Annotated in this window: 25 protein-coding genes; 11 read left to right on the top strand and 14 right to left on the bottom strand. The window is 48.5% G+C overall.

Annotation, left to right across the window (positions count from 1 at the left end; translation table 11 throughout):
- Positions 1 to 96: 96 nt before the first annotated feature.
- Positions 97 to 870, bottom strand: coding sequence for a deoxyribose-phosphate aldolase (gene deoC, locus CBE68_RS02925; protein WP_087504551.1), 774 nt, complete (start codon positions 868 to 870; stop codon positions 97 to 99).
- A 139-nt stretch (positions 871 to 1,009) separates the two neighbouring features.
- On the opposite strand from deoC, the gene tcdA reads away from it, so the two are divergent.
- Positions 1,010 to 1,822, top strand: coding sequence for a tRNA cyclic N6-threonylcarbamoyladenosine(37) synthase TcdA (gene tcdA, locus CBE68_RS02920; protein WP_087504550.1), 813 nt, complete (start codon positions 1,010 to 1,012; stop codon positions 1,820 to 1,822).
- A gap of 3 nt (positions 1,823 to 1,825) precedes the next feature.
- On the opposite strand, the gene CBE68_RS02915 is transcribed toward tcdA, so the two are convergent.
- The 3 genes from CBE68_RS02915 to CBE68_RS02905 all read right to left on the bottom strand — a co-directional run bounded on the left by CBE68_RS02915 (position 1,826) and on the right by CBE68_RS02905 (position 4,569).
- Positions 1,826 to 3,454: a SufS family cysteine desulfurase gene (locus tag CBE68_RS02915; protein WP_158100477.1), complete on the bottom strand. Its 1,629-nt coding sequence runs from the start codon at positions 3,452 to 3,454 to the stop codon at positions 1,826 to 1,828.
- An 86-nt stretch (positions 3,455 to 3,540) separates the two neighbouring features.
- A complete protein-coding gene (locus CBE68_RS02910; protein WP_087504549.1) occupies positions 3,541 to 4,017 on the bottom strand; it encodes an HAD family hydrolase in 477 nt (158 codons plus the stop codon).
- A 96-nt stretch (positions 4,018 to 4,113) separates the two neighbouring features.
- Positions 4,114 to 4,569, bottom strand: coding sequence for a YaiI/YqxD family protein (locus CBE68_RS02905; protein WP_087504653.1), 456 nt, complete (start codon positions 4,567 to 4,569; stop codon positions 4,114 to 4,116).
- A gap of 113 nt (positions 4,570 to 4,682) precedes the next feature.
- Between CBE68_RS02905 and CBE68_RS02900 the strand changes: the two genes are divergently transcribed.
- Entirely contained in the window at positions 4,683 to 5,375 is a 693-nt protein-coding gene (locus tag CBE68_RS02900; protein WP_087504548.1) for an HAD family hydrolase, read from the top strand.
- 2 nt (positions 5,376 to 5,377) lie between these two features.
- Here the strand turns inward: CBE68_RS02900 and CBE68_RS02895 are convergent, their stop codons facing one another.
- A complete protein-coding gene (locus CBE68_RS02895; RefSeq protein ID WP_229744612.1) occupies positions 5,378 to 6,190 on the bottom strand; it encodes a TatD family hydrolase in 813 nt (270 codons plus the stop codon).
- 47 nt (positions 6,191 to 6,237) lie between these two features.
- Between CBE68_RS02895 and CBE68_RS02890 the strand changes: the two genes are divergently transcribed.
- Together CBE68_RS02890 and CBE68_RS02885 are read left to right on the top strand one after the other, a co-directional pair.
- Positions 6,238 to 6,702, top strand: a complete 465-nt coding sequence (locus tag CBE68_RS02890) for a GNAT family N-acetyltransferase (protein WP_087504547.1) — start codon at positions 6,238 to 6,240, stop codon at positions 6,700 to 6,702.
- Between the two features lie 263 nt (positions 6,703 to 6,965).
- The gene (locus tag CBE68_RS02885; protein WP_158100476.1) at positions 6,966 to 8,471 is read left to right on the top strand and encodes an alpha-amylase family glycosyl hydrolase; all 1,506 of its coding nucleotides are present in this window, start codon (positions 6,966 to 6,968) and stop codon (positions 8,469 to 8,471) included.
- A 502-nt stretch (positions 8,472 to 8,973) separates the two neighbouring features.
- On the opposite strand, the gene prfC is transcribed toward CBE68_RS02885, so the two are convergent.
- Positions 8,974 to 10,563, bottom strand: coding sequence for a peptide chain release factor 3 (gene prfC / locus CBE68_RS02880; protein WP_087504545.1), 1,590 nt, complete (start codon positions 10,561 to 10,563; stop codon positions 8,974 to 8,976).
- A gap of 256 nt (positions 10,564 to 10,819) precedes the next feature.
- Positions 10,820 to 11,467, bottom strand: coding sequence for a LexA family protein (locus CBE68_RS02875; RefSeq protein WP_000854920.1), 648 nt, complete (start codon positions 11,465 to 11,467; stop codon positions 10,820 to 10,822).
- Between the two features lie 117 nt (positions 11,468 to 11,584).
- Between CBE68_RS02875 and CBE68_RS02870 the strand changes: the two genes are divergently transcribed.
- The 7 genes from CBE68_RS02870 to eexS are packed head-to-tail and all read left to right on the top strand — an operon-like array spanning position 11,585 to position 15,260.
- A complete protein-coding gene (locus tag CBE68_RS02870) occupies positions 11,585 to 11,836 on the top strand; it encodes a helix-turn-helix domain-containing protein (RefSeq protein WP_000451746.1) in 252 nt (83 codons plus the stop codon).
- 55 nt (positions 11,837 to 11,891) lie between these two features.
- Positions 11,892 to 12,761, top strand: coding sequence for a hypothetical protein (locus tag CBE68_RS02865; protein WP_087504544.1), 870 nt, complete (start codon positions 11,892 to 11,894; stop codon positions 12,759 to 12,761).
- Positions 12,748 to 13,410 carry a DUF6475 domain-containing protein gene (locus CBE68_RS02860; RefSeq protein ID WP_007105460.1) on the top strand — a complete coding sequence of 221 codons (663 nt, stop codon included), beginning with the start codon at positions 12,748 to 12,750 and terminating at the stop codon, positions 13,408 to 13,410. Before CBE68_RS02865 ends, CBE68_RS02860 begins: the two co-directional genes overlap by 14 nt.
- On the top strand, positions 13,397 to 13,945 hold the full coding sequence (locus tag CBE68_RS02855; protein WP_087504543.1) for a lytic transglycosylase domain-containing protein: 549 nt from the start codon (positions 13,397 to 13,399) through the stop codon (positions 13,943 to 13,945). The genes CBE68_RS02860 and CBE68_RS02855 overlap by 14 nt, the downstream gene beginning before the upstream one ends.
- A complete protein-coding gene (locus CBE68_RS02850) occupies positions 13,942 to 14,241 on the top strand; it encodes a flagellar transcriptional regulator FlhD (protein ID WP_000210563.1) in 300 nt (99 codons plus the stop codon). Before CBE68_RS02855 ends, CBE68_RS02850 begins: the two co-directional genes overlap by 4 nt.
- Positions 14,238 to 14,771, top strand: coding sequence for a FlhC family transcriptional regulator (locus tag CBE68_RS02845; protein ID WP_000566753.1), 534 nt, complete (start codon positions 14,238 to 14,240; stop codon positions 14,769 to 14,771). Before CBE68_RS02850 ends, CBE68_RS02845 begins: the two co-directional genes overlap by 4 nt.
- A gap of 57 nt (positions 14,772 to 14,828) precedes the next feature.
- Positions 14,829 to 15,260 carry an entry exclusion protein EexS gene (gene eexS / locus CBE68_RS02840; RefSeq protein WP_087504542.1) on the top strand — a complete coding sequence of 144 codons (432 nt, stop codon included), beginning with the start codon at positions 14,829 to 14,831 and terminating at the stop codon, positions 15,258 to 15,260.
- A 32-nt stretch (positions 15,261 to 15,292) separates the two neighbouring features.
- Here eexS and CBE68_RS02835 read toward each other — a convergent pair whose 3' ends face one another.
- The 7 genes from CBE68_RS02835 to radC form a co-directional block, all read right to left on the bottom strand.
- On the bottom strand, positions 15,293 to 18,862 hold the full coding sequence (locus tag CBE68_RS02835) for a conjugal transfer protein TraG N-terminal domain-containing protein (protein WP_087504541.1): 3,570 nt from the start codon (positions 18,860 to 18,862) through the stop codon (positions 15,293 to 15,295).
- Positions 18,863 to 18,865: 3 nt separating this feature from the next.
- Entirely contained in the window at positions 18,866 to 20,254 is a 1,389-nt protein-coding gene (locus tag CBE68_RS02830; protein WP_011788529.1) for a conjugal transfer protein TraH, read from the bottom strand.
- Between the two features lie 2 nt (positions 20,255 to 20,256).
- The gene (locus tag CBE68_RS02825; protein WP_087504540.1) at positions 20,257 to 21,201 is read right to left on the bottom strand and encodes a thioredoxin family protein; all 945 of its coding nucleotides are present in this window, start codon (positions 21,199 to 21,201) and stop codon (positions 20,257 to 20,259) included.
- A gap of 92 nt (positions 21,202 to 21,293) precedes the next feature.
- Complete coding sequence (locus CBE68_RS02820; protein ID WP_023584066.1) at positions 21,294 to 21,998, bottom strand: hypothetical protein; 705 nt, start codon at positions 21,996 to 21,998, stop codon at positions 21,294 to 21,296.
- A gap of 89 nt (positions 21,999 to 22,087) precedes the next feature.
- Entirely contained in the window at positions 22,088 to 23,161 is a 1,074-nt protein-coding gene (locus CBE68_RS02815) for a DUF7146 domain-containing protein (protein WP_087504539.1), read from the bottom strand.
- A 91-nt stretch (positions 23,162 to 23,252) separates the two neighbouring features.
- Positions 23,253 to 23,594 carry a plasmid-related protein gene (locus CBE68_RS02810; protein ID WP_087504538.1) on the bottom strand — a complete coding sequence of 114 codons (342 nt, stop codon included), beginning with the start codon at positions 23,592 to 23,594 and terminating at the stop codon, positions 23,253 to 23,255.
- The gene (gene radC / locus CBE68_RS02805; RefSeq protein WP_000791199.1) at positions 23,594 to 24,091 is read right to left on the bottom strand and encodes a RadC family protein; all 498 of its coding nucleotides are present in this window, start codon (positions 24,089 to 24,091) and stop codon (positions 23,594 to 23,596) included. Before radC ends, CBE68_RS02810 begins: the two co-directional genes overlap by 1 nt.
- Positions 24,092 to 24,115: the final 24 nt, after the last annotated feature.

Here is a 24,115-nt window from a genome sequence, read left to right as displayed (position 1 = left end):
ACTATGGTAAATCGCACATCGCTGTGAGATATATCTCACAAGCACAGGGTGACATGACTACATGACTGACAAATCAATCTTGCTCATCAGCCATGATCAATAGCCAGACGGGATGCTATGAATGTTCGAGTCACCGCAGTGGCGCAGGACATCATCCAACAGGCCCGATGCACCGAAGCGAAAATGCGAATTCACCACCCAACTGCGACCACAAATCTGCTCGGCAAGCTCCAAGTAAGCATCAGCTTGCTCCAACGTTCGAATACCACCCGCTGCTTTGAAACCGCACTTGCCACCACTGTGGCGAATTTGTTCCAACATAATACGCGCTGCTTCCAATGTCGCGTTCACTGCAACTTTACCGGTACTTGTTTTGACAAAATCAGCGCCAGCCGTAATCACTTGCTGACACACCTGGCGGATCAATTCTGGTTTCTTTAATTCGCCAGTTTCGAGAATGACCTTCAATTGCGCTTTTGAACCACACGCTGCTTTGACGGCCTCAACCATCTCCCGGCCAATTTCAAAATTGCCCTGAACGGCATCTTGGTAAGGGTAAACCAGATCAATTTCATCAGCACCGGCAGCCATTGCTGCCTGAGTCTCAGCAACGGCTTGGGCAATGTCATTATGGCCATGGGGAAAGTTCACTACAGTTGCCACTTTGATGGCACTGGCATCATTGACTGCCAGCGCATGCTTTGCGATGTGGACAAATTGAGGCCAAACGCACACGGCGGCTGTTAAGCCGACTGGCGACTTTGCCCGCTGACACAATTCAACCACCGTTGCGTCTGTGTCGGTGTCATTTAAAGCGGTCAAATCCATCAAACCTACGACCTTGCGTGCCAAGGCATCGAACTCCGACATCGCTACTCTCCTCAAAAGTTGTTTCGAACCCTATCAATAATAAATGCAACTAGCCGAATTTAAAGGTAAAAACGGATTGTTTGGGTCACTGCCCTCTACTCCGTATAATAGCCAGCGATTTTTGGCAAGGCGAGACAGCATGATAACCCCGGATAATGCCCAACGATTTGGTGGAATTGGCAGACTATATGGTCAACAGCAACTTGACTGGCTAAGCCTGGCACATGTGTGTGTCATTGGCATTGGCGGCGTTGGCAGTTGGGCTGCAGAAGCATTAGCGCGCTCCGGAATCGGCCAAATCACTCTGATCGACATGGACGACATTTGCATTAGCAATACCAACCGTCAAATTCACGCACTCGATCAAACCCAAGGTATGGTCAAAGTGGATGCCATGGCAGAGCGTATCCTGTCGATTAATCCTAGCTGTTTGGTCAATCCAATCGCCGAGTTCGTCAGTTCCGACAACCAGCGCGACTTGCTCCATGATGGTTTAGATCTGGTCGTTGACGCCATTGACTCAATTGCGGCGAAAACCGCTCTTATTGCTCACTGTAAACGAAACAAAATACCACTGATCGTCTCTGGTGGTGCTGGCGGGCAAACCGATCCTCGACAAATCACGAGTGGCGATCTGGCTAAAACCACTCACGACCCATTACTTGCCAAGATCCGCAATCAACTGCGCCGTGAGCACAACTTCACCAAGAACCCCAAACGCAAGTTCGGTGTTGAGTGCATTTACTCAACCGAGCAATTGGTTTATCCACAAGCCGATGGCAGCGTGTGCGCAACCAAAAACAGCAGTAGTGAAGATGGCAGCATCCGCTTGGATTGCAGTGCTGGATTCGGTGCCGCAACCATGGTTACAGCCACCTTTGGCCTAATGGCTGCGGCTCGCGGCATTGACAAGCTATTAGCCAAGCGTCAACGCCAACAAACCGAACTGTAGCGACTACTGCACTAGTTGGCGCTGGAGCTGCAACAAAGCAGCAGCAACGCCACTTTGCCGAGTCATTGATAACTGTTTGTGAAACCCTTGCTGCGCTAGCCAGCCTTCGGCATCGAAACATTGCTGCTCGCTAACTGCTTGCTGATTAAAGTCCATCGCTAGCAAATGCAGAATACCGCGGACAACATTGGCCTCGCTGTCGACAAGGCATTGCCAACCGGCTTCCGTTTGCCTGACCTCGAGCCAAGTTGCACTCTCACAGCCACGGACCAGATATTGGGGTTGCCGCTTAGCTCGTAGTGATAATGGCAACGCTTTGCCTAGGGTGATTAACGCAGTGAGTGTTTGTTGCCAATTTTTAGCTTCGGCCACTTCGACTTTTGCTGAATCCAGATCGCAACGCTCAGCCTCGGCCAGCGAGGTAATATCGACATCGTCTTGGTGAGCTGCTTCAATCGCCGCGACCAGCTGATCAATATCTTGCCGATTGGAATAACAGGCCAGCGACAATCGCAATGTCGCTGCCACTCCAAGCGCGCTCAACAATGGGTGCGCGCAGTGCTTACCAAGGCGAACAGCAACGCCATATTGGTCAAGGTACTGGGCCAGATCTTGTGGATGAATTTTGGTGCTAATGAACGACTGCACAGCCACTTGTTCATCAGGCTCTCCAATCAAGCTGATGCCATCAATAGCCGCCAGGCGCTGCTTGGCATAGCTGAGTAACTCGGCTTCGTGTTGTTGCCAGCCGTCGGGTAGTTGTTGCAAAAATGAGATAGCACTGGCTAGGCCAATCGCTCCAGCGATATTTGGTGTGCCGGCTTCAAAACAATAAGGTGGCTCAGCCCAGCTTGCTGTTTGATAGCTAACCTCGGCCACCATTTCGCCGCCCGTTTGCCAAGGCTGACATTGAGCAAGCATTTCATCGCTCATCAACACCCCGCCAATCCCGGTCGGGCCATACATTTTATGGCCAGAGAAGGTATAGAAGTCGGCGGCTAATTTGGCGACATCGAGAGTCAAATGAGCGGCAGCCTGAGCCCCATCAATCAACACACGAGCTTCATACTGATGAGCCAAAGCGACCATTTCAGCAACTGGGTTAATGGTGCCCAACACGTTAGAGACATGAGTGAGTGCCACCAATTTCGGTCGGCGCCGTAATTGCTGCTGAAACACTTGTTGATCCAATTCGCCGTTGGCCAGCACTGGAATGATCGCTAACTCAGCGCTTTTGGTACGACACACCTGCTGCCAAGGAATTAAGTTGGCATGATGCTCGAGGCCACTGACAAGCACTAAGTCGCCAGCATTGACGTGGTGAATAGCCCAGCTGAAAGCAACCAAGTTAATTGCCTCAGTACATCCTCTGGTCCAAACCAGATTCTTTGCCGGCATGCCAAAATAGTTAGCAACGGTGGCCCGCGCTTGCTCAAATTGCTCAGTTGCTCGCGCCGCAATCGTGTATCCAGCGCGATGCACATTGGCATTATCGCGACGATAGAACTGCTGGATTGTTGCGACGACTGGCGCAGGTTTTTGGCATGTTGCGGCACTATCAAGGTAGGCAAGCGGTTGGCCGTTGATTCGTTGATGAAGTGCTGGAAACTGTTGGCGAATGGCTTTGTTCAATCTGAGTTCCGGGTTGGCTGTTGCAACAATTTGGAGTGCTAGATATTTTCTCCCATGAATCAATCGATAGCAATCAGTACCCAGCCCTAGTAAAGCTGAGTAAGCTGTTCCAAGCGGTCGATAGTGAGCACATCTGCTGGCGCTGGCTCCATTCGGTTACGGCGGAACCAGATGGCTTTCATGCCAATCACTGTTGCCGGCTGTACATCCCGCCTGAGGCTATCACCAATCACTGTAATCATGTCTGGCGGGCATTTGAGCCGAATCATAATACGCAGCAAAAAAGCCGGTGAGCCCTTTTGCAGGCCAACATCGACTGGGCAAAAGTAACCTGCGATAAAGTGCGCCAAGTTTGCTCGCTCAAATACCTGACGGATATCTGCGGGCGTCGATTCTTTCGCCCCAGAGGCAATGTAGACGTCGCCTCGCTCGGACAAAAACTTTAGCGCCAGTTCTGCTCCTTCGATCACCTCAACCCGAGGCCAATCGCACATTTTACCAACCATGCCCGGTAAATCGGTCATCAAGGTATCGCCCCAATCAACCAAGTAGATCGGTTTCATCGCCGCCCATCCCAGCTCAAGTTACATGCAACATCAAGATTTTATGAGTGTTTTCAATCATGTTAGCAAACGCTGTAGATATCAACCCATGTTCATCTAGGTGATGCGCTTATTCTGCGCTAACCAACGGTCAAGGTGATTAGCAAAGTCTCGCCTTTCGGTCTGCGAGATTGGCGGTGGCCCACCAGTTGCCACTCCAGAAGCCCGCATTGTGTCCATAAAATCGCGAATGTTTAAGCGCGCTTTGACATTGGCTTCGCTATACCACTCGCCTCTTGGATTCAGCACTTTCACGCCTTTGTCGATAAGCTCTGCTGCCAGTGGAATATCGGCAGTGATTACTAGATCACCAGTTTCTGAGCGCCTGACAATCTCATGGTCGGCGACATCATGACCACTGGCCACCTGTACTAGTCGGACCCACTTGGTAGCAGGCACCCGCATCGAATGATTGGCAACTAAGGTGGTTTCAGTTGCGGTTCTCTCTGCGGCACGAAACAACACTTCTTTGATCACGCCCGGGCAGGCGTCGGCATCTACCCATATTTTCACTGTATTTCCTCGTTGCCCTTGGTCATAGCAATTTTCATCCTTCACGCTTGTCTTCAACGTCAAAATCGATAGTCTAGGGCTTGTTGAATTTTCAACTGCCAGGAAGTTATACCATGCATTTAGTCATGTTTGATGTTGATGGAACCCTGACTCGCTCATGTCAATACGATCAGGCATGCTATGCCGCCACCATGAAACACATCACCGGATTGGATGTCGACACTGACTGGCAAAACTACACCCATGTGACCGACTCCGCGGTGACAGAAGAAATCCTCAGCAACAATCAACTACCACTGACCTTGGCAACCGAAGCTGAATGCCACTTCGCTATTCGTTTGCGGACCATGCAAGCAAATGATCCGAGCTTATTCGCGCCACTTACTGGCGCACCCGTCATGTTGCAACAACTGAAACAGGCAGGCATTGCATTGGCCATCGCCACCGGTTGTTGGCGCGATAGCGCTCTGATCAAATTAGAACACAGTGGCGTAGTGGTTGATGGCATTCCAATGGCGACAGCTTCTGATGCTCACAGTCGTCAACAAATAATGCAACTCGCCGAGAAAAGAGCGGCGCAATGTTATGGCATCAATCGCTTTGATAGTGTCATCTACATTGGCGATGGTAGTTGGGATGTGCGCTGCTCGCGAGAACTGGGTTACCACTTTATTGGCGTTGGTGCAGAAACCGAAAATTTACGCTCGCTGGGCGTTTGTCACACCTTAGAAGACTATGCTGATCCGGAAAGTCTTTGGTCGCTACTCGCTGAATTTGGCGTTCATCGTCACAGCTTGCTGGCATAACGTTAACTGATGCGGCCAAACAATTCCTGACTATTGCGCCACAAACGATCAGCAATCACTACCATCGACTCAGGCCTCAAATCGGTCAATTGTTCGAGCACCGTGGGTAAGTAAAGCGGGGAGTTACGCTGACCTTGTCGCCCCTGCATTGGCATATCTGGCGCATCGGTTTCCAACAACAAAGATTCCAGCGGCAGTTGACTAACCGCTTGCCGGGTTTTGTTGGCGCGAGGGTAAGTGATGGTGCCACCAATTCCTAGCTTCATCCCCAATCGAATATAACTTTGACCAAGTTCAACACTGCCTGAAAAAGCATGGACAACGCCTCTGAGGCCAGAAAACTGTTTCAGTAGTTGTTGTAGCTCTGAGTGCGCTTTTCGGACATGCAGTACCACCGGTAACTCAAACTGTTTGGCTAATGCCAACTGTGCAATCAGTAAATCAATTTGCTTGCTCATTAGATGTGGTGCCGCAATCGCATCTAACCCGCATTCACCAATGGCAACTAGAGGATTATTGGACCCAGCCATGAGTCGCTCAACTTGATTAGCAAGCAGCTTAATATCGGTGTCTTGATGACGCTCGGTCCAATATGGATGGAGGCCCAACGCGCAGACTAAATCATCTCTCTGAGACAACTCAATCACCTGTTGCCAGCTGCCGCTATGCACCGCGGGAATCAGCATACTCGCCACTCCAGACTGGCGACATTGCTGTAGCACTTGCACCCGATCATGATCGAACGCTGGAAAATCGAAATGGCAGTGGCTGTCAAACAACTGCAGCAGAGCATTCTGTTTAAGGACTTGATTCATGGCAGTAATACGCGCAAAATGTGCGCGACGTCACAGGAGTTTGTTGTATGAAAATAGTCAGAGCCGATCTCAGTCACATCGATGATCTAGGCGAACTATTTGACAAATATAGACAATTTTATGGCCAACATGGCGATCTCTCAACCGCTAAGCGGTTTATTCGCGATCGCCTATGGAATGAAGAGTCGGTCATTTTCCTGGTCATGAGTAGCTCAAACCAGCCTGCAGGCTTCGCTCAGCTTTATCCCACCTATTCTTCCGTGTCGATGCGCCGAGTGTGGATCCTCAACGATGTCTTCATTGATCCAACCTACCGAGCCAGTGGCTATGCCAAAGCCTTGTTAGATAAGGTTGTTGAGTTTGGTGGCCAAAGCAACGCATTAGCCCTCAAACTTGCTATTGCTGCCGATAATGACGCCGGCAAAAGCCTATACGAAAGCTGCGGATTTAGCCGAATCAGCCAATTCGATCACTACACCCTGCGACTCGACGAAGGCCGCATTGGCAAGTAATCGCAATCGCCCGTCTGTGACCCCCTCAATAGATAAAACGCTTCAACTAAGTAATCATAACCACGGCTAGAAACAACAGCACAAAGACTGTTGTTCATATAAACAAAAATAACGTGGTAACAAAAATGCTAGGTAATAACACAACATGGCGACTGCCCGCAGTTGCTTTGGCGGTTTCGGCTGCCTTAATTTCCGCTTGCGGCGGGGGCGGCTCAAGCTCCTCGCCAGCTAATCCTACAACCCCAAAAAGTGACAGCCTCGATATGAGCGCTGTGGCTTTTGAAGATAACGATACGGGGTTGCCTGCCGATTGGTATCGAAAAGGGGTATTTCTAGAAATCTTCGTGCGCTCCTATTTCGATAGCAATGGTGATGGCTATGGCGACTTTGACGGTTTGACGGCAAAGCTCGATTACATCGAATCGTTGGGGGTCAAAGGTATTTGGCTGATGCCAACCATGAGCAGCCAGGATCGTGACCATGGCTATGCGGTCACTGACTATCGCGGCTATGAACAAGACTATGGCGATGCTGCAAGCTTTAAGCGCTTTTTAGATGAAGCCCATGCCCGTGGTATCGGTGTCATCATCGACTATGTGATTAACCACAGTGCGGCACAAAACCCATTGTTCTTGGACTCAGTCGACAGCATTGAAGATAAGCGTGATTGGTACATGTGGCGCGATGACTACGTCTATTGGCCACAACCCTGGGGATCGGGAGATACTTGGCATAGCCGCAATGGCGCATATTACTTCGGGATTTTCTGGGATCAAATGCCAGACTTTAATTTACAAAACCCCGATGTGCTCGATTATCACTACAATTCACAGCGCTATTGGCTCAACCTCGGAGTTGATGGTTTTCGTTTTGATGCTGTGTCTCATTTGGTCGAAGGTGACGATGGTCAATTAGAAGGCCACCCAGAAACCTTCTCGATTCTGAAGCAAATTCAGGACAACGTTGGCCAATACCAAAACCGCTATATGGTCTGTGAATCTCCAAGTCATTCGTTTGAAATGGCAAGTGATGATGTCTGCGGATCGGCCTTTGGCTTTGGCTTGAACTATGCGTTGGTTAATACCGCACGAACAGGCAGGCTAGACCCAGCCCTTAACGGCTACCTCAATCAGCCAAATCTCCATAACACAGCATTGGTACTGGCAAACCATGACCGATTTGCCGGCGCCCGACTGATGGAACAATTCAATGGCAATGAATCACGCTACAAAATGGCGGTGGCTAGTTTGCTAACCTTGCCGGGCATTCCGTTTATTTATTACGGTGAAGAAATCGGCATGAATCACAATGGTCAGGGCAATGATTGGGATCTGCGAGCCCCGATGAGCTGGACCGGTGACAACCGCACTGGCGGCTTTACTGAAAGCTCACCATACCGAGACTTAGCCAACAACGTTGCTGATTACAATGTTGAAGCTCAACAAGCTGATGCCAACTCACTACTCAACTTCTACAAGCAGATGATTGCACTTCGCAATGCTGAACCAGCCTTGCAAACCGGCGACTTGTCGCTACTGTCGAGCAACTCAAATTCGGTATTGAGCTTCACTCGTACCGAAGGCGATGAGGAGCTGTTGGTGGTGCTGAACTACAGCTCGAGTTCACAATCCATTGCGCTGAACTTGGATAGCGATAGTGAATGGCAGGAAGTGTATCCTGCGACCAGCGGCTCGATTACCGCAGCTAGCAGCGGCACAACCAGCTTGCTGCAGCCTGCGCTATCGGTCGAAGTCTATCGCCGTCAGTAGCAGCTCTCAATAGCTCGTTAAGGCAGTTAATAAGTAGCGGAGTGAGGTGCTTCAGCCAGCATGGAAGCTGGCTGTAGAGCGCTCCAAGGATGGACTTGAGCGTCACCGAATGGCGCTGCTTATTAGCTGCTGTGCCATTCAGCTAGCAGAGCCCTAAGCCGAAGTGAAAGTTCATTGCGCGTGACGCCGTGAAATCATCCATGATAGCACCTCTAGCTACGCGGGCCACCAACCTCTGACTCAGACACGCCGTAAATACTTCCATGTAGGCTCTGCTGCAGCATCCATGCTGCAGAAGGCCTTCGCCAGAAATTGCTAGCCCGCTAAGAGTAAAATTCGGCGCAGCTAAATCTGCTGAAGCAGTTAATAAGTAGCGGTGTGAGGTGCTTCAGCCAGCATGGAAGCTGGCTGTAGAGCGCTCCAAGGATGGACTTGAGCGTCACCGAATGGTGCTACTTATTGGCTGCGCTGACATTGAAGTATCAGGCAGCCACAGAGGAGCTTAGTGTTCGCGGGTTTTGTGGAATTGAATATCTGGGTAGCGTTCCATCGCCAAATTCAAGTTGACCATGGTCGGCGCAATGTAAGTCAGATTGTCGCCGCCATCGAGCGCTAAGTTAGTCGACACTTTGCGTTGGAATTCATCCAACTTCTTGGCGTCATCACAAGTAACCCACCGAGCCGTCGCAACGCTCACCGACTCATAGATCGCATCAACTTTATATTCAGTTTTCAGTCGCGCAACAACGACGTCAAACTGCAGCACACCGACCGCACCAACAATCAAGTCGTTGCTATCAATCGGCCGGAAGACCTGCACCGCGCCCTCTTCTGAAAGCTGAACCAAACCTTTGAGCAATTGCTTTTGCTTGAGCGGATCTTTCAAACGAATACGGCGGAACATCTCCGGCGCAAAGTTCGGAATACCGGTAAACTTAAAGGCTTCGCCTTGCGAGAAGGTATCACCAATCTGAATCGTACCGTGGTTGTGTAGGCCAATAATGTCGCCAGGGTAGGCTTCATCGGCATGGCTACGGTCACCAGCTAAGAAGGTCACGGCATCAGAAATGCTGACATCTTTACCAATTCGGACATGGCGCATCTTCATGCCTTTGCTGTATTTGCCTGAGCAAATGCGCATAAAGGCAATACGGTCACGGTGCTTTGGATCCATGTTGGCCTGGATTTTAAAGACAAAGCCAGAGAACTTCTCTTCGCTGGCTTCCACTTGTCGCTCGTCGGTCTGACGCGGCTGCGGCGTTGGTGCCCACTCGGTCAAGCCATCAAGCATGTGGTCGACACCAAAGTTACCCAATGCAGTACCGAAGAACACTGGCGTCAGCTCACCCGAATCGAACAACTCCTGATCGAATTCATTTGAGGCACCAACCACCAGCTCCAACTCCTCGCGCAAGAGTTCAGCTAAACCATCGCCGATCTTGTCATCAAGTTCAGGGTTATCGAGGCCTTTGACGATTTCTAAGTCTTGAATGGTGTGGCCGTGACCACTGGAGTAAAGAATCACTTCATCGCGCAACAGGTGATAAACACCTTTGAACTCTTTACCACAACCGATCGGCCAAGTAATCGGCGCGCACATGATGTTGAGTTCATTCTCAACTTCATCGAGCAACTCCATCGGGTCGCGAATGTCACGGTCGAGCTTGTTCATGAAAGTCACAATCGGCGTATCGCGCAAACGTGTCACTTCCATCAACTTGCGGGTCCGGTCCTCAACACCTTTGGCAGCATCGATCACCATCAAGCAAGAATCCACCGCAGTCAGGGTACGATAAGTATCTTCCGAGAAGTCTTCGTGACCCGGTGTATCGAGCAAGTTGACCAAGGCATCACCATATGGGAACTGCATTACCGAAGTCGTGACCGAAATGCCCCGCTCTTTTTCCATTTCCATCCAGTCGGATTTGGCATGTTGCCCGGAGCCGCGTCCTTTCACCGTTCCGGCCTTTTGGATCAGGTTTCCGTACAACAACACTTTTTCGGTAATCGTGGTCTTACCGGCGTCAGGGTGAGAGATGATAGCAAAGGTCCTTCGCTTATTGATTTCATTAAGAAAATCTTGGTTTGCCATGTATAAATTCTTTTAGTTTGTACACGGATTTGTACACACTTTTGGAAGTACTCTCTTTTCAGTTCTTCGCTTGTCAAATCCGTCGTGTTAATCGTAATTGGCCGCTATTTTCGCTGATCTTGACTTTATAAACAATCAATGGTTATCTAATCGGTTACCATTTACTCTCAGCGTGCGCCAATGCTCAGTTGTAGCTGTTTGCAATCGTTGCTTCTTCAGCTCATGAACAACTGTGGCTAAACCACAAATTCCTTCGCTACCAGAAATCGATGATAGCTTGTCGTACTACACCGATGATGGTGCAGTTGCCGTTGATCGGTATTGCCGGGTATTGCGGGTTCAAAGGTTTTAGATACTTCTGTTCACCATCAATAACCAACTGCTTAAAGGTTGCTTCTTTCGAATCATCCAAACGCGCAACAACCAATGAACCTGAAGAGTAAGGTAACTCAGGATCAACAACGATCACTGCTCCCTCAGGTATGGATTTTTTTCCGCTTGGATTTTCCATACTGTCGCCTTTTACGCGAAGTGCGAAACAACCCTCATGTGCTTTCCCAGTGACTTCACGCCACTCCTCAGCATCTTCATGGGCAAATCCCTCCGCTATTTCAGTCCAATCACCGGCCTGAACCCAGTTAATGAGAGGAATTCTTCCCTTAATATCAGGCCCGACTTCTACATTACCGACCCCCAAGCCAATCTCGCCATCACCTGTGGCGAGCCAATGAGCATTCACGCGAAGCGCCTCCGCGATCTGCATGGTGTAACGAGACCTAGCCGATTTACCAGAGCAAATCTGGCTGATCGACTGCTGTTTGATACCAATGCGACGAGCCAACTCAGACTGAGTCACCCCAGTAAGCTGCAAGGCATGGTTTAGTCGTTCGGATAAAGTTTTCATAAGCCCGTATTCTACAAATAAAACTGTAGCCTTTCAACAATTTTAACTGTTGACTTAACTACAGTTTAAACTGTAACATTCAATCTTGTAACAGTTATTATTGTAACAGGAGACGGTATGGAAGTGTTCAACACGACACAAAAACATCTCCGCCGTGCCATTGACTTGGTCGGCGGGCAATCAGCATTAGCACGAGCCATCAACTCAAAACAGCAAAACGTCTGGTTTTGGTTGAATAAATCAGGGCGTGTTCCCGCTGAATTCGTTTTACCCATCGAACAAGCTACGCAAGGACAGGTAACCCGATCCCAGTTAAGACCGGACATCTATCCCGAATGCCCAAGCGAGCTGAAAGCCAGTAACCAGTAGGATTAAGGGCAAATAATGGTCAGCATTTTACGTAAACACAAAAGCGAGTTCCTCCATGCGTGATTATGGCAAGGTCTATACCCGCTTTTGGCTAAAGCAAAACGTTTTGTCCTGGAGTGACTCAGCGAAGTTGCTAGGACTGTATTTGCTTACATGCCCACATTGTAATTTGCTTGGCTGCTTTCGATTGCCGATTGGTTACGTTGCTTCTGACTTGAACTGGGATGAGCAACAGGTTGCCAAGGCTCTAAATGAGTTAGAACAAGATCATTTCCTCATTCGTTGCGAGGAATCCGGTTGGACTTTGATTCGGAGCTTTCTGAAGCACAACCCAATCGAAAACCCGAACCAAGGTAAGGCCGCCTTTCGGTTGCTTAAAGATGTACCTGCCGACTTCGTTGGTATGGCATCGCTTTTGAAATCTCTTGCCGCTTTTCAAGCTCGGCTACCAGAAGAATTTTCATCATTGTTTATGCCTGATGGCAACCCGGTAAGGGACTCTCAACGGTCGGATGACTCTGAGAGAAGCAATAAACCAACAATTAAAACTGTTGGCCACATACAGTTTGAAGACTTCTGGGATGTACAAATACGCAAAGAAAAAAAAGCGAAAGCCAAAGAAGAATGGCTTCGCATGGGCCTCAATGAAGACCATGAACTCGCCTTGGAAGTGCTAACACGCTGGAAAGAGCAACGAGACAACCGATTGCAGTATCAAGATCGGACTAAGACCCCTATGCCACATAACTGGCTTTTAAACCGGCAATGGGAAGACGAGTACGTTCGCATTGATGAAGTACAGCAATCATCGACGAGCCTAAAGGGCAGCAATCACCAATTGAACATTGAAGAAAGCAATCGCCGCATTGCTGAAAGCTGGGCCGGACCAGGTATTCGGGAGGTTCGTTCAAGTGCAGGAGGTTGATAAACGCGAGTTTGCTGAAGTTTGGGGAGCAGCTTGGGCCATGTATGGCAAAAGCGTATCACCACAATTGCTATCCATCGCATTTGAAGCCCTTCGTGCTTATAGCATTGAAGAAGTGCGAATCGGTCTGACTCGGCATATTCAATCACCGGATACTGGGCAATTTTTTCCAAAGCCCGCTGACGTCATCAAGCATATCGATGGCAACTCGGGTTCAAGAGCCATGGTTGCTTGGAACAAAGTTGACAAGGCTGTTCGTCAGGTTGGCGCTTGGACATCCGTGATGTTTGACGATGCGCTTATTCACCGCGTTATTTCAGACATGGGGGGATGGGTTGAACTCTGCAAGGTAGATGACAGGGAATACCCCTTTAAGCAAAAAGAGTTTTTAACACGCTACCAGGCTTACTTGCTGCGGGACGAAGTGGGTGAATACCCAAGGCTATTACAGGGTATTGCAGACCATCAGAACCAGCAAAAAGGATTTGATATGCAAGCGCCTGTTGCCGTGGGCGACTGGTCAAAAGCGGCACAAGTTTATACGAGAGGCATCGCCGACTTTAGCGCAGTGCCTTTAAAAAGAATAAGCCCGAAAGCCATTCAGGCGCTTCTCGGAAATCAATTAGAGGACAAAAATGAAAACGATTAAAGCAAAAACCATTGCCCTAGCGATAGCCATGTCCGCAAGCACTTCAGTCTATGCTTTTCCGGGCTATCAGTGGGAAAAAGCAGCACAAAGCGTTGGTATTGATCCAGTCATGCTCTACGCCGTTGCCTTGGCTGAGTCCGCCTCACATCGTGGTCTCAACATGACCAGCCCATGGCCATACGCAATTCGCAATGGTTCAAATGCAACCTACGCCAAATCTAAGACAGAAGCAGAGCAACTGTTAAACCAAGCACTGCAAGAGAGTGAAAAATACCAGCTCGATATTGGCCTAATGCAAATCAATTTGCATTGGCACGGACATCGGGTGAGTTCAGCAGCAGAACTGCTAGACCCCATCACCAACCTAACTGTCGGCTCCAGTATTTTGGCCGAAGCAATCAAGTCTTCACCAAACGATTTAGAGCTTGGCATAGGCCGCTATCACAGCTGGAACGAAGAGCGTGCACGCTGGTATGGGCAAAGAGTGCTTTCTATCTATCGCAATATTTTACATGAACTGGAGGTCCGTCAATGACAACCAATCAACAAGACTTCTATCAATTAAATTTGGCGTACCTACACGCAGCACGAGAATTAGCGCGAATTGATCCGCAAGAGGCGGTCTTGCGCTTTGGACTTACACGCGACGTGGTGGATGCACTGATTAATGCTGGTGTTGACGACCTGCAACGAGTGGCGACTTCATCATTCATGCTGTTTCAACCAAGGGGTAACCAAAGCCAACTGATTGAGATGGTGAAGAGCAAAGGCACAGGTATCCCAAGAATCGCTTATTTATTATCAACCCTAAACAACAAGGGGGATGCATGATTGATAACCTGTCCAAAAGTGAGCTGTTTACCCGAGCCTCGCTGCTTATTAAATACGGATTTAGAACAACCATTATCGCGCTCGATACAGGTTTGCCAATCCACATTATCAGAAGGCTCCACAAAGAAGTGACCGGCAAGTCACCTTGTCCTGGTCAATTGCCAGAATCTGATGCCATCGTTAAAAGCAGAAGAGCATTAGTTGAAGGCTCTCTGCTGATGGCGCTTTATGTCAATATTGGTGGTGATAATGTCTACAAGCAATTAAATATCGATGCTTTGATGAAGGCTTACGATGCGTACTTGGTTGCAAGAGAAGAAGCAGATCTTCCAGCTGAGATCCCCTGGAAAAAACTAACCATCAATGAAGGTTGGGTTCTAGCTCGTGATTTAAGATCACAGCTTGCATCCTTACACCGGTGTCGATGCGGCAGTCTGTATTTGACGGTATCACAACAGCGCATTCAGCTTAAATGCCCTGTGTGTGAGATTATGGCCGAGCAAACCACTAGAGCACTTTTTGAGAACTAACATGCTGATGCATGATTTGATTGTGCACCGCCCGTGCACTTTGAGAGTACTAAGAAGATGACAAACTTACTTAAATCTTTACCAGCACGCTGCTGGTTTATATCACTGGGGCTTTTTCTGGCGACTTTGGCTGCGGCTCATTTTTTTCCATCAGAAATATTAACGACATCTGCCAAGTTAGCGGCTTTGCCATTTCTGTTCTGCACCGTCTTTTTTTTCAGCTACTTGGGATTCAAAGCGACCTGTAATCCCATCGGACTTATAGCCATAATCACTATGCTTGTAGCAATCGCATATTGGCAAGCGAGTTGGACAATTGTTGGTTTGGGACTCTTTTTCTTAGCTATTTGTACTGGAATTAGATTCTTGAGTAACCAAGTTAAAGATTCGGGTAGAACTTTGAGCATTGAAGAAAAATGGTATTGGTATAAGCTCCATTCGTTTTTTGATGGCTTTTATCCAAGGTATCCCAAAAAGCCAAAAAAATAGCCAGCCAACCACAAGCTGGCTACCTTCTATTTTCAGTTCCTTCCTGATGCCTGGTTATAGGCCCTAATATCAATCAAGTTGTTCTGAGCATAATCTCCCGCAAGGGATGCATTTGAGATCACCGCTATCTGCTTATCCACAAATGCTTTATCTTCTTCGGACACACTGTCAGGAATGTAAGCGTCACTCTCATCCTTTTGACGATACTCATTTAGCATTTGCTCCCTTAGACCTAGCATTTCAGGCGACCAACTCGATGAGTCTTCAGAGTTGAATACGCGCCCCGCCAAACCTTCATTGAAAGCTTGAGCGAACACTTGACTTTGAATCGGGGTCAATCCCATTCTCTGCCCTTCGCTGTATGCTTCCTGTTTAAAATCATCGGCGTACTGTTCTAAGAACTCACCGTATCGATTGTTAACTGCCGCACCGAATGCCCCAGCCAACATGGCTTCAGACTTAGTGCCCCAGTTAACTTCGGAGGCATACTGCGAACTCGATCCACTGTATGCATCATTAAACGCCGTCAAAGGATTTTCCAAAGAGGTTCCGGCGTCAACGGCTGCTTTTAACCCATCCCATGTTGATTTGCTGGCCACCGTTGCATTGTGCAAGAAACCTCGTGAGCCAGGTTCTGCAAGGGCTTGCTCCTTGTAACTCTCATAGTCTTCGCCAAAATGATTCAAGGTATGCAGTGCTGCATCAGTATGCTTGCCACTGAAATCACCAATAGCCCTGGCGCTGTTGAAGAACATTTCAGCACCAGAGACTCCGCTATCATCAGCCATAATGCGAGATCGCCACTGAGAGCCAGCTTCACTGTTTAGTCCAGATTGATAGGTACTTGTGTCAGAAGCTACGGCCTGCTGGGCTTGTTGCTGATGCGCATTCAGCTGTCCATCTACACCAGAAAGATTGGTTTGGTAAGCAGATTGAGCCGAATTGAACTGCGTTTGAACTGTTGCAGCATCCTCATAGCCTCCCAGAACACCGGATTCAACTTGGCTTTGAGTGCCACCAAAAGTAGGTGCAGTTGATGACAAGCCTTCATTAGAGCGTGGCTGAATAGATCGTAAATCGGCTCCGGTAGCCATGGCCATAACAGTCATTGCTGCTTGATAGTCATTGTCTCGTTCAGCGGGCGTCGAGGAGTTGCTATAGGTTAAAGACTCCATAGCTGCGGCCACATACGCCTGATTATCATCAGGTAGCAAGCGCTGATACATTGGAAGGTTTTCACGTAATCGGTTACCTGCTTCAACATGCTGGTTCATATAGCGACCTAAATAATCCATGACTTCAGGATTATCCGCTGCTAATCGAGTTAACGTCGCACCATCCGTGTTCCTTTGTCCTGATAGACTGTAGCTGGCCTGATCAAGCTCACTAAAGCGGTTTGATGCCGTGATAACGTCTTGTGCTGAACTCTGAAGTGAATGATAGTCTTGATTAGACAACGACATCTCAACGCCAGAGCGTCTTGAATCTGAAAGGTCCTTAACCATCGCATCGCGAAACTCAGCACGTCGTGAATTACTTGATGCCAAGCTTTGCATCTCCCCAGTGAGCGTATTTGCGGTCGTAGATCGAGAACTGCCCTCTGATGACTCAACTTGGCCACTAAAGTTACCACCTAAATCCAAGCCTGCTCGTACCCTTGATAGTTTTGGTACACGAGATGAGTCTGGCTTATCCACTCCTGGCAAGTTGCCCTGTGGAGAATCATTGCCGCCAGTACCAAGAAGCCTTCCAAGAAAACCCTTGTCAGCAACTTCTTTCTCACCGGGATTTGTAATGGTTCCATCGCCACCGACCCTTAAGCCTCCCGATAACACGCCAGATACCAAGCCACGTACAGCATCTTTTTTATCGTCGCCAAAACCATACCGAGTTTGCAGGTCATCAGTAACCTGATTAACAACGGCGCTAGATGCTGAGTTAGATGAGCCGATCTGACGTCCAACCGAAGAAAGGTTGTCGTAACTTAGCTTTTCACCAAAGGTTCGACTCATGGTATTGCCAACCTGACGACTAAAGGCTTGAGTTGCCTGAGTCATGGATTCTTTTGCAGAGCCGACCATTGAACCCACTGCGTTTCCGACAGAGAAACTGCTTAGTAGGTTTGACGCGCCGGTCATAGCAGAACCAGTGAGGGCTGAATTTTGGAACATTGACTGTGATTGCATTACCGGGGCATTTTTCGCGACATCTGGACTTGCCATCTTTTCATCAATGGCATCACCGTTTTGAAGACGTCCAGCCAAGTGGGTAGCGGTTATTGCTGAGCCATACACGAGCATGAGCGAAATCGCCGGAACACTCGACGCCAACATGCCGCCAGTAGCTATCCAGGTTTGCAGCACTGAATCCATCTGCATCATCCCAGCAAAAGATGGCACTTCTGTACCTGCAAAGGCATCAAGCGACGACATTTTCCCAGCAACGGTTAAATGAATATACAGGTTAATGATGGCCATGACAGGCATCCAAAGTTGAATCCAAAGCAGGATTAACAAGTACTTCCCGGCCATTCGCATCCCGATTTGGCCAAGGGCTATCACAAAGGCCATCAAAGGGGTGATGGCGTAAATGAACCCCTCAAAAAACGTCATCATCGGACGAACGATACTTTGGAACAGGGTCTGCTCCGCCGCCCATTGCGTATTGCGCTGCTCAATCGCTTGATTAACCATAACGGCTGCGGTGAAAGCTTGATCATCCATATATTTGCCCGTCACGCTTTGCTCATAAATAGGCAAAAGCACCGACGCGGTCATGTACTCTTGGGTGTTTACTGAAGCCAAACCAAGGTTATTCAGTGCATTTCGGATCACGTCATCAGTGTCCGTTGCTGACGAAGTCCCCAATGAGGCTGACAGAACCTGTTTAAGCCTTGGAATGAAGGTTGATTCTGTCATGAGTTTCAGTTGGCTATAGGCATCGGTGCAGTCCAGATCGCTACTGCTACCACTGAGCATGATTCGAGTGCCATAAATGCGCGAATCAAACCTAATCGCAGTCATCGGGTTAGGATCACTCAGCACCTGATCGAGGTTCTTTTGGCCAATGTCGATACCAATCAAGGTGCACTCTTTGATGTAGTTAAACCACGATTGCTCGATGTCCGAACCGGCGACACGATTTGCATCACCCAAACCAGAGCGATCCATCACCTGTTTTCTCACTTTAATCAGTGACTGTAAACTGGATGCAAAGCCGTATTCCGTCATGGCGGGAGTTGAGAACGCCGTTTCAAACAATCGCGTGACTTGAAAGCCAACAGTCGAAATCGTACTGCCTGCGGCAGCAACACCGATGGGCACATTATCAACCACTCGAACTTGTCCCGTGTACGCATCCTCAATGCTCACTCGGGTACTGGGCCCAAACATGGTTGCAAAGACTAGCCATGAGACTAAAACATGTTGAAAGTTAATCCCTCGACCACCTTGCATTAAGGCCTGAACAGAGACCATCAATACCCCAATGAGCAAGCCAATCCGAACCATTGAAGTAAAATCGCCTGTACCAGTGATCATCGCGACAGCGTTCAGGACCTGCTCTAAAAAAGCCGAATCCCCGATGGAATAGATTTCCCACATGACCTATTCCCCCAGCGCCGTAGATTTAACGGTGTAATAACGCTGTTTGCGAATGGTCTGAATCACCTGGTTAAAATGTGCCAGCAACTCTTGCTCTGAGCCGTATCTTCGCTGCAACGCGGCGTACTCCTCATTGATTTGGCGACGTGCACGTTCAAGGTCTTCCGTTAATAACTTCGCATAGGCATGATCTTCCACACCGGAGGTACTTCTAGCTGCATTGAGCATGTCTTCAACCAATGCTCGGGCCATCTCAACAGCAATAAATGGTGCCGCTCTTGAAGCAAACGATCTAGCGGCCCCTTCATTTAATGCAGAAAGAGTTCGAATCATGCCCCCAATGCTGGCAGGAGCCGAGGTCATAAAAGCCTTTTCGGTGGTGCTAGCAGCCCCTGTATTTCGAGCAAACTTAAAAATAATGCCGTTACTAGAACCTGTACCAAGAAGTAAATTTTCTACCTGAGTTGATAACCCGGTAAGAGTCACGTTAGTGATTGTTGGGTTCAGACAACCGTCTTGCGTCACTGTGTCACATCGGTACATAGCGACGTTACCGCCATGAATTAGATGCTCAATAGTCACTTTATTGCCATTCAGCCTGGTCAGTTTTGGGGCTTTACCTTGGCCATCAGCGGCATTAGCAAGATCACCAACAATGATCGAACCAGTCACCGACATAACCGCTTCAAGGAAACGGTCATCCCCCGATGCAAACCAGCTTGATGCCGAGTGACGTTTCAATGCTCGCCAAACCAAATTACCTTTAATCGTTTTGTTCACATCAGATGCCGCGACACTCGAAGCGTTCTCATATGGGTTCTTACCATTGGATTCACTCCAACTGGTAAAAACGTCTCCAGCCCCTTTAAGTGAGCTCAACATGCTGGCTTCTGTTTGCCCCTTTTTACCAAAAGCAGCCAGGGTATCGTTCACGACTCCCTGAGCCATTTGACAGGAATTGCCGAAATACTCGTTCAACTGCTGGATTTTCTTTTGCAGTGTCTCCATGTGCTGAGAGCATTTCTCACACATAGCACTGAGCGCCAATTGGAATGCGTATCCCTTGGCGTTTGCAGCAACAGAACGAAGTAATTGAACAAACTGATCTGCATTAACAAATGACAAACTTCCAGCGAACATATCAATGCCGCCACAACCGGCTTGGAATGACGGAGGCACCATAGAGACGAGGTTCTCGTTCATGATCCTGTTACGAACAACAACGCTTCCGCCAGATATCACACCACGCCGTTGACTCTCGAATACACCAGGCGCAGTGGTGTTGGTCATTGAACCAAACAACTGGTTCATCTCCTGTTGCAAGCTTGCTTGGCTCATAGATGAAAAACCAATCGCACAGGCGATTAGCGATACTCGGAATACTTTTTTCATCGTTATAACCCTCCTTGTGCACGCAGATAGCGAACAAGGAACTCAGGGTCCTGTAATATCTTTTCGTTAAGCTCTTGGGCTGACATCGCGAGTGACACGCCGGGTTGAACAGGTCTGGTGGCATAGTAAGTTTGATCGTCAATCCAACCGGCTTGATGGGCTGCGAGAATAATTCGATTATTGAGCTCATCAAGGCTCATTGCACCTTGGCCAATGGGAGTGATGACATTAGGTGGATCAACTAAGAACACGGCAGGGACAGTCGTAACGGACAATGATTGTGCTTGTCCTGAATCGACTTTGAAATTGGGAAACTCTCCACCCGGTAAAGGCAAGCCATCGACAGCAATAGCAAATACCTCGAAACCGTAGTTTAAAGCCATTGATTCGATGATAGGCGCTTGAGCGTGGCAGTAAGGGCAATCCGAACGATAGAAAAAGAACAAGCCTGCTCGCTTTGCTACTTCACCTAAAGCAACATCCCGTTGAGCGCCAGCTTCTCGGTCCATCCGATTAGCAGCGTAGGTCGCCAAGGGTCTGCGACTGATTTCATCCAAAACAGGATCGCCCATGACCACCTGCTGACTAACATCAGCAAATAGTGAGCCCTTATCCATCATGACGCGCTGAAGATAAAGATAGGCTCTGACATTCTCACTCGTTGGCTCATCAATTGCCTTGTCCATAAACGATTGCATGTGCTCACGAAACCAGGCGGCACTGAAGGGCTTTAGTTCGCTCTGACTGGACTCCACGACACCAGCTTCCGGCTCTATCAGCTCATCAGGCTGCTCAGGTTCAGGAATGACCTGATACCAAAACCAGCCTTCCTGACCACGCTGATAGAATGGCCCATCACTGGCATGGGCGGGCAAGATGAATAGAAAGAAAATAATGATTGGGATGGTCACCCATAGGATGAACCAAGGTAACAAGGGGGTTCTCATTGTCAGCTCCAGAAAATTTCATAGAGCTACATGCTAAAGATCCCCATAAGAGCGATTGGCCAGATAGATGAAGGAATCGTGTGTGTTTCTGACTATCTATTAAACACTGTTACTAACGTAAGTACGTTAGCTGATGGCACCATAACAAAGTGCATACCAGAGCTGCCATGACACCAAAACTCAGCCTGTACGAAGTATTTTTTGGCTTTGTTTGAAGCTATATATTCTGGCAATAATGATTTTGCCAATTCTGTGCTACACAATTTGGCGCACAAAGCCTTCCAAGGATGCTTAGGAGCACCGTCTGAAAGCCGTTCCACAAACCGTTCCAGTGCATGACGAGTCACCACGACAGGTCCAATGTTCGGAACGTTGATGACCTCATCGATTTCTCTCACTGTAGCATTATCGACGCTGTATTCTTCGAAGGAATGTGAGAGCCAATCGTCCCTCTTCTCTACCGATATCTGTGCTTCTTGGTAACGGGTGAGCAAGAACCTAGTCAAGATGTAAAGTGAATGCTGAGTTGAGCGTTGTTTCTGTAACTTTTTGATAGCTCCTTTACTGACCCGGATTTGAAGCCCATTACCGCTTCGGTTACTCCCCATCACCTCTTTCACTGACAGTAGGTGATGAATAGCATAAAGCTCAGCTGCAATTGGCTTTTGCTGCTCAGGTAGCATGTCGTATTGCTCACCTAAATCGACCTTTAGCTCACCACCTCTTCGAAGGCCGGTCTTCCAGTAAACCGTAAACTCACCATCAATCTGCTTTGTTAACAGGGTTAATACCATCATGTTTGTTTCTCCTATTGGTTATCTTTTTTTCATTCTCCATGTTTTTTCAAATATGCAAGGCGCAAAAAAAGGGGCCGAAGCCCCTTGGATCAGATATGAACTTTCGGGAAGCCCATGGCACCGTAAACATTCAGCACATCATTCCAATCCCAACTTTTCACGCCGAGTGACGTTGGTATCGGAGGGATCAAGACTTGTGACAGAATGCCTTTTTGCCAGGCTTTTTTCTTGAGTTCATTCGCTGCATTCAGGCCGGTCTCAGAGAGATCGTGGTCTGCCCAGATGTACAGCATTTTCACATTACTTGGTGGTTCAAACCTAGCCAGTAGCGTTGCATTCACAACCGACCAACATGTTTGCCCCGTTGCTCTGGTTACCGCTAGGGCCGTTTCTATACCTTCAGAAACACCTAGTACTTCACCAGGCTCACCTATCGGAATGGCACCACCTGTGATTGTTCTGTCACTTGGTATCGGCATCATCTTTTTAGGCTTTTCAACCGGCGCTTTGAATCCATCTTCACTTAGGTAGATCCGATGAAACGTGGCCGAACGCCCTTGCTGAGTAACGATTTTACCTAGCAGCGCTGGGTAGCTATCGATAAACAGACCATCTTCATCATGGTAAGGCAAGCTTGGATGAAACCTCAGCACCGAATCCCATTCAGGACGAAGCCGCGTCACAATGCCACGACGATGCAAGTAGTTCCAAACTGGTTGCGCACGAGTATCTGCAAGAGAAAACGTTTCTCCCCAGGTTTGATTCAAGCGATAGATAATCGCTTTGTCCTCTTCCTGCTTTTTAGCCTTCCAATCAACAGCGTTACTCGGTATTGGCCGAGTAGGCGCTTGTATTTGTCCGGGTTGAATACCAAGAACCTGGCCGATTGCCTCAATAGACTGAGCAAAGTTCCATCCATTGATCCAAGACAACAGTTCAAAACCATCATGAAAGATACCGCAGGTGTTACAAACGCCACCTCCGGTATATTCAGCATCTTTGAACAGCCTAAAGCCATCACGACCGCCATGAACAGGGCAAGCCACATGACGGCCTTTTCGAGCAATAGCGGCATCAAGTTCTGGCACCAATGCCGCCAATACCTGAAGCCATTGACCATTAAGATATGGCCTCACTGTTTCAATCTGTAAAGGTATCGCCATATAACCTCCTTAAGTAAAAAGCCGACTCCTACCGCAGGTGGTAAAAGTCAGCTTGGGTCCTGCATTCAGCCGTTTGGTTAATGCAGGAACGTTAGTCAAGCTGGATACCATGTCGTCTTAATAGCCACATGATGGAATCACGAAGCACATCAGGATCGACAACCGCAGCCATTGCGCAAACACGAAAGCAAAATGGCGCTAATTCGTCATTTTGAATCCACGACAACACATCCTTGCGCAACCGAGTACTGACGCGACCATCCAGCAATACACGGATCGCATCCAATAGAATGCCTTCGCGTAACTGCCAGATTTCCGTGTCAGACCAAGTGACTGGGGCATCATCAAACTCAAATAGAAATTCGAGCTGTGATGATGTGTGTTGATGGGACTGCTTTTGTGATGGAGGAGAATGGGCAATGCGCCCATTCATCAAAGATAACCGCGTTCGGCAAGCGAAACACAGCCCTCGGATGCGACCACAACATGGTCAAGCGTTCGAATATCAACAAGTGACAAGGCGTCACGAAGTCGATGAGTAATGCGTTTATCAGCTTCACTCGGTTCAGGATCACCCGATGGATGGTTATGAACCAGTATCACTGCTGCCGCATTAAGTTCTAGCGCTCGTTTTGTTACTTCCCTTGGATACACGCTCGCCGCATCTAAAGTGCCTTTGAACAGCTCTTCAAATCGAATGACGCGATGCTTTGTATCAAGAAACAGCACACCAAAAACCTCGTGCTCATACTCGTGCATCAGTGTTTGCAGGTATGAGAACGCCGATGATGGCTGTTCAATTTTGCGACCTTTACTCAATCGACCACGGGCAAGCTTGAGCGCCATATCTAAGATATCTGCTTCAGTCACTTGCTCAGGAACGATGTAAGTACCGGCTTCTTCGCCAGCTAAGAACTTTTTGTTTTTCATAGGAGTCTCCAAAAAAAAGCGGAG

Origin of the sequence: Neiella marina (genome assembly GCF_002165625.1) — a bacterium.
GTDB lineage: Bacteria > Pseudomonadota > Gammaproteobacteria > Enterobacterales > Neiellaceae > Neiella > Neiella marina.
This window is presented reverse-complemented; position numbering and strand designations above follow the sequence as displayed.

Bases quoted from the DNA above. Each gene is read 5' to 3' on its own strand.
- deoC (WP_087504551.1), bottom strand. From the start codon at position 870: ATGTCGGAGTTCGATGCCTTGGCACGCAAGGTCGTAGGTTTGATGGAT.
- tcdA (WP_087504550.1), top strand. From the start codon at position 1,010: ATGATAACCCCGGATAATGCCCAACGATTTGGTGGAATTGGCAGACTA.
- CBE68_RS02910 (WP_087504549.1), bottom strand. From the start codon at position 4,017: ATGAAACCGATCTACTTGGTTGATTGGGGCGATACCTTGATGACCGAT.
- CBE68_RS02900 (WP_087504548.1), top strand. From the start codon at position 4,683: ATGCATTTAGTCATGTTTGATGTTGATGGAACCCTGACTCGCTCATGT.
- CBE68_RS02895 (WP_229744612.1), bottom strand. From the start codon at position 6,190: ATGAATCAAGTCCTTAAACAGAATGCTCTGCTGCAGTTGTTTGACAGC.
- CBE68_RS02890 (WP_087504547.1), top strand. From the start codon at position 6,238: ATGAAAATAGTCAGAGCCGATCTCAGTCACATCGATGATCTAGGCGAA.
- CBE68_RS02885 (WP_158100476.1), top strand. From the start codon at position 6,966: ATGAGCGCTGTGGCTTTTGAAGATAACGATACGGGGTTGCCTGCCGAT.
- prfC (WP_087504545.1), bottom strand. From the start codon at position 10,563: ATGGCAAACCAAGATTTTCTTAATGAAATCAATAAGCGAAGGACCTTT.
- CBE68_RS02875 (WP_000854920.1), bottom strand. From the start codon at position 11,467: ATGAAAACTTTATCCGAACGACTAAACCATGCCTTGCAGCTTACTGGG.
- CBE68_RS02870 (WP_000451746.1), top strand. From the start codon at position 11,585: ATGGAAGTGTTCAACACGACACAAAAACATCTCCGCCGTGCCATTGAC.
- CBE68_RS02865 (WP_087504544.1), top strand. From the start codon at position 11,892: ATGCGTGATTATGGCAAGGTCTATACCCGCTTTTGGCTAAAGCAAAAC.
- CBE68_RS02855 (WP_087504543.1), top strand. From the start codon at position 13,397: ATGAAAACGATTAAAGCAAAAACCATTGCCCTAGCGATAGCCATGTCC.
- CBE68_RS02850 (WP_000210563.1), top strand. From the start codon at position 13,942: ATGACAACCAATCAACAAGACTTCTATCAATTAAATTTGGCGTACCTA.
- CBE68_RS02845 (WP_000566753.1), top strand. From the start codon at position 14,238: ATGATTGATAACCTGTCCAAAAGTGAGCTGTTTACCCGAGCCTCGCTG.
- eexS (WP_087504542.1), top strand. From the start codon at position 14,829: ATGACAAACTTACTTAAATCTTTACCAGCACGCTGCTGGTTTATATCA.
- CBE68_RS02835 (WP_087504541.1), bottom strand. From the start codon at position 18,862: ATGTGGGAAATCTATTCCATCGGGGATTCGGCTTTTTTAGAGCAGGTC.
- CBE68_RS02830 (WP_011788529.1), bottom strand. From the start codon at position 20,254: ATGAAAAAAGTATTCCGAGTATCGCTAATCGCCTGTGCGATTGGTTTT.
- CBE68_RS02825 (WP_087504540.1), bottom strand. From the start codon at position 21,201: ATGAGAACCCCCTTGTTACCTTGGTTCATCCTATGGGTGACCATCCCA.
- CBE68_RS02820 (WP_023584066.1), bottom strand. From the start codon at position 21,998: ATGATGGTATTAACCCTGTTAACAAAGCAGATTGATGGTGAGTTTACG.
- CBE68_RS02815 (WP_087504539.1), bottom strand. From the start codon at position 23,161: ATGGCGATACCTTTACAGATTGAAACAGTGAGGCCATATCTTAATGGT.
- CBE68_RS02810 (WP_087504538.1), bottom strand. From the start codon at position 23,594: ATGAATGGGCGCATTGCCCATTCTCCTCCATCACAAAAGCAGTCCCAT.
- radC (WP_000791199.1), bottom strand. From the start codon at position 24,091: ATGAAAAACAAAAAGTTCTTAGCTGGCGAAGAAGCCGGTACTTACATC.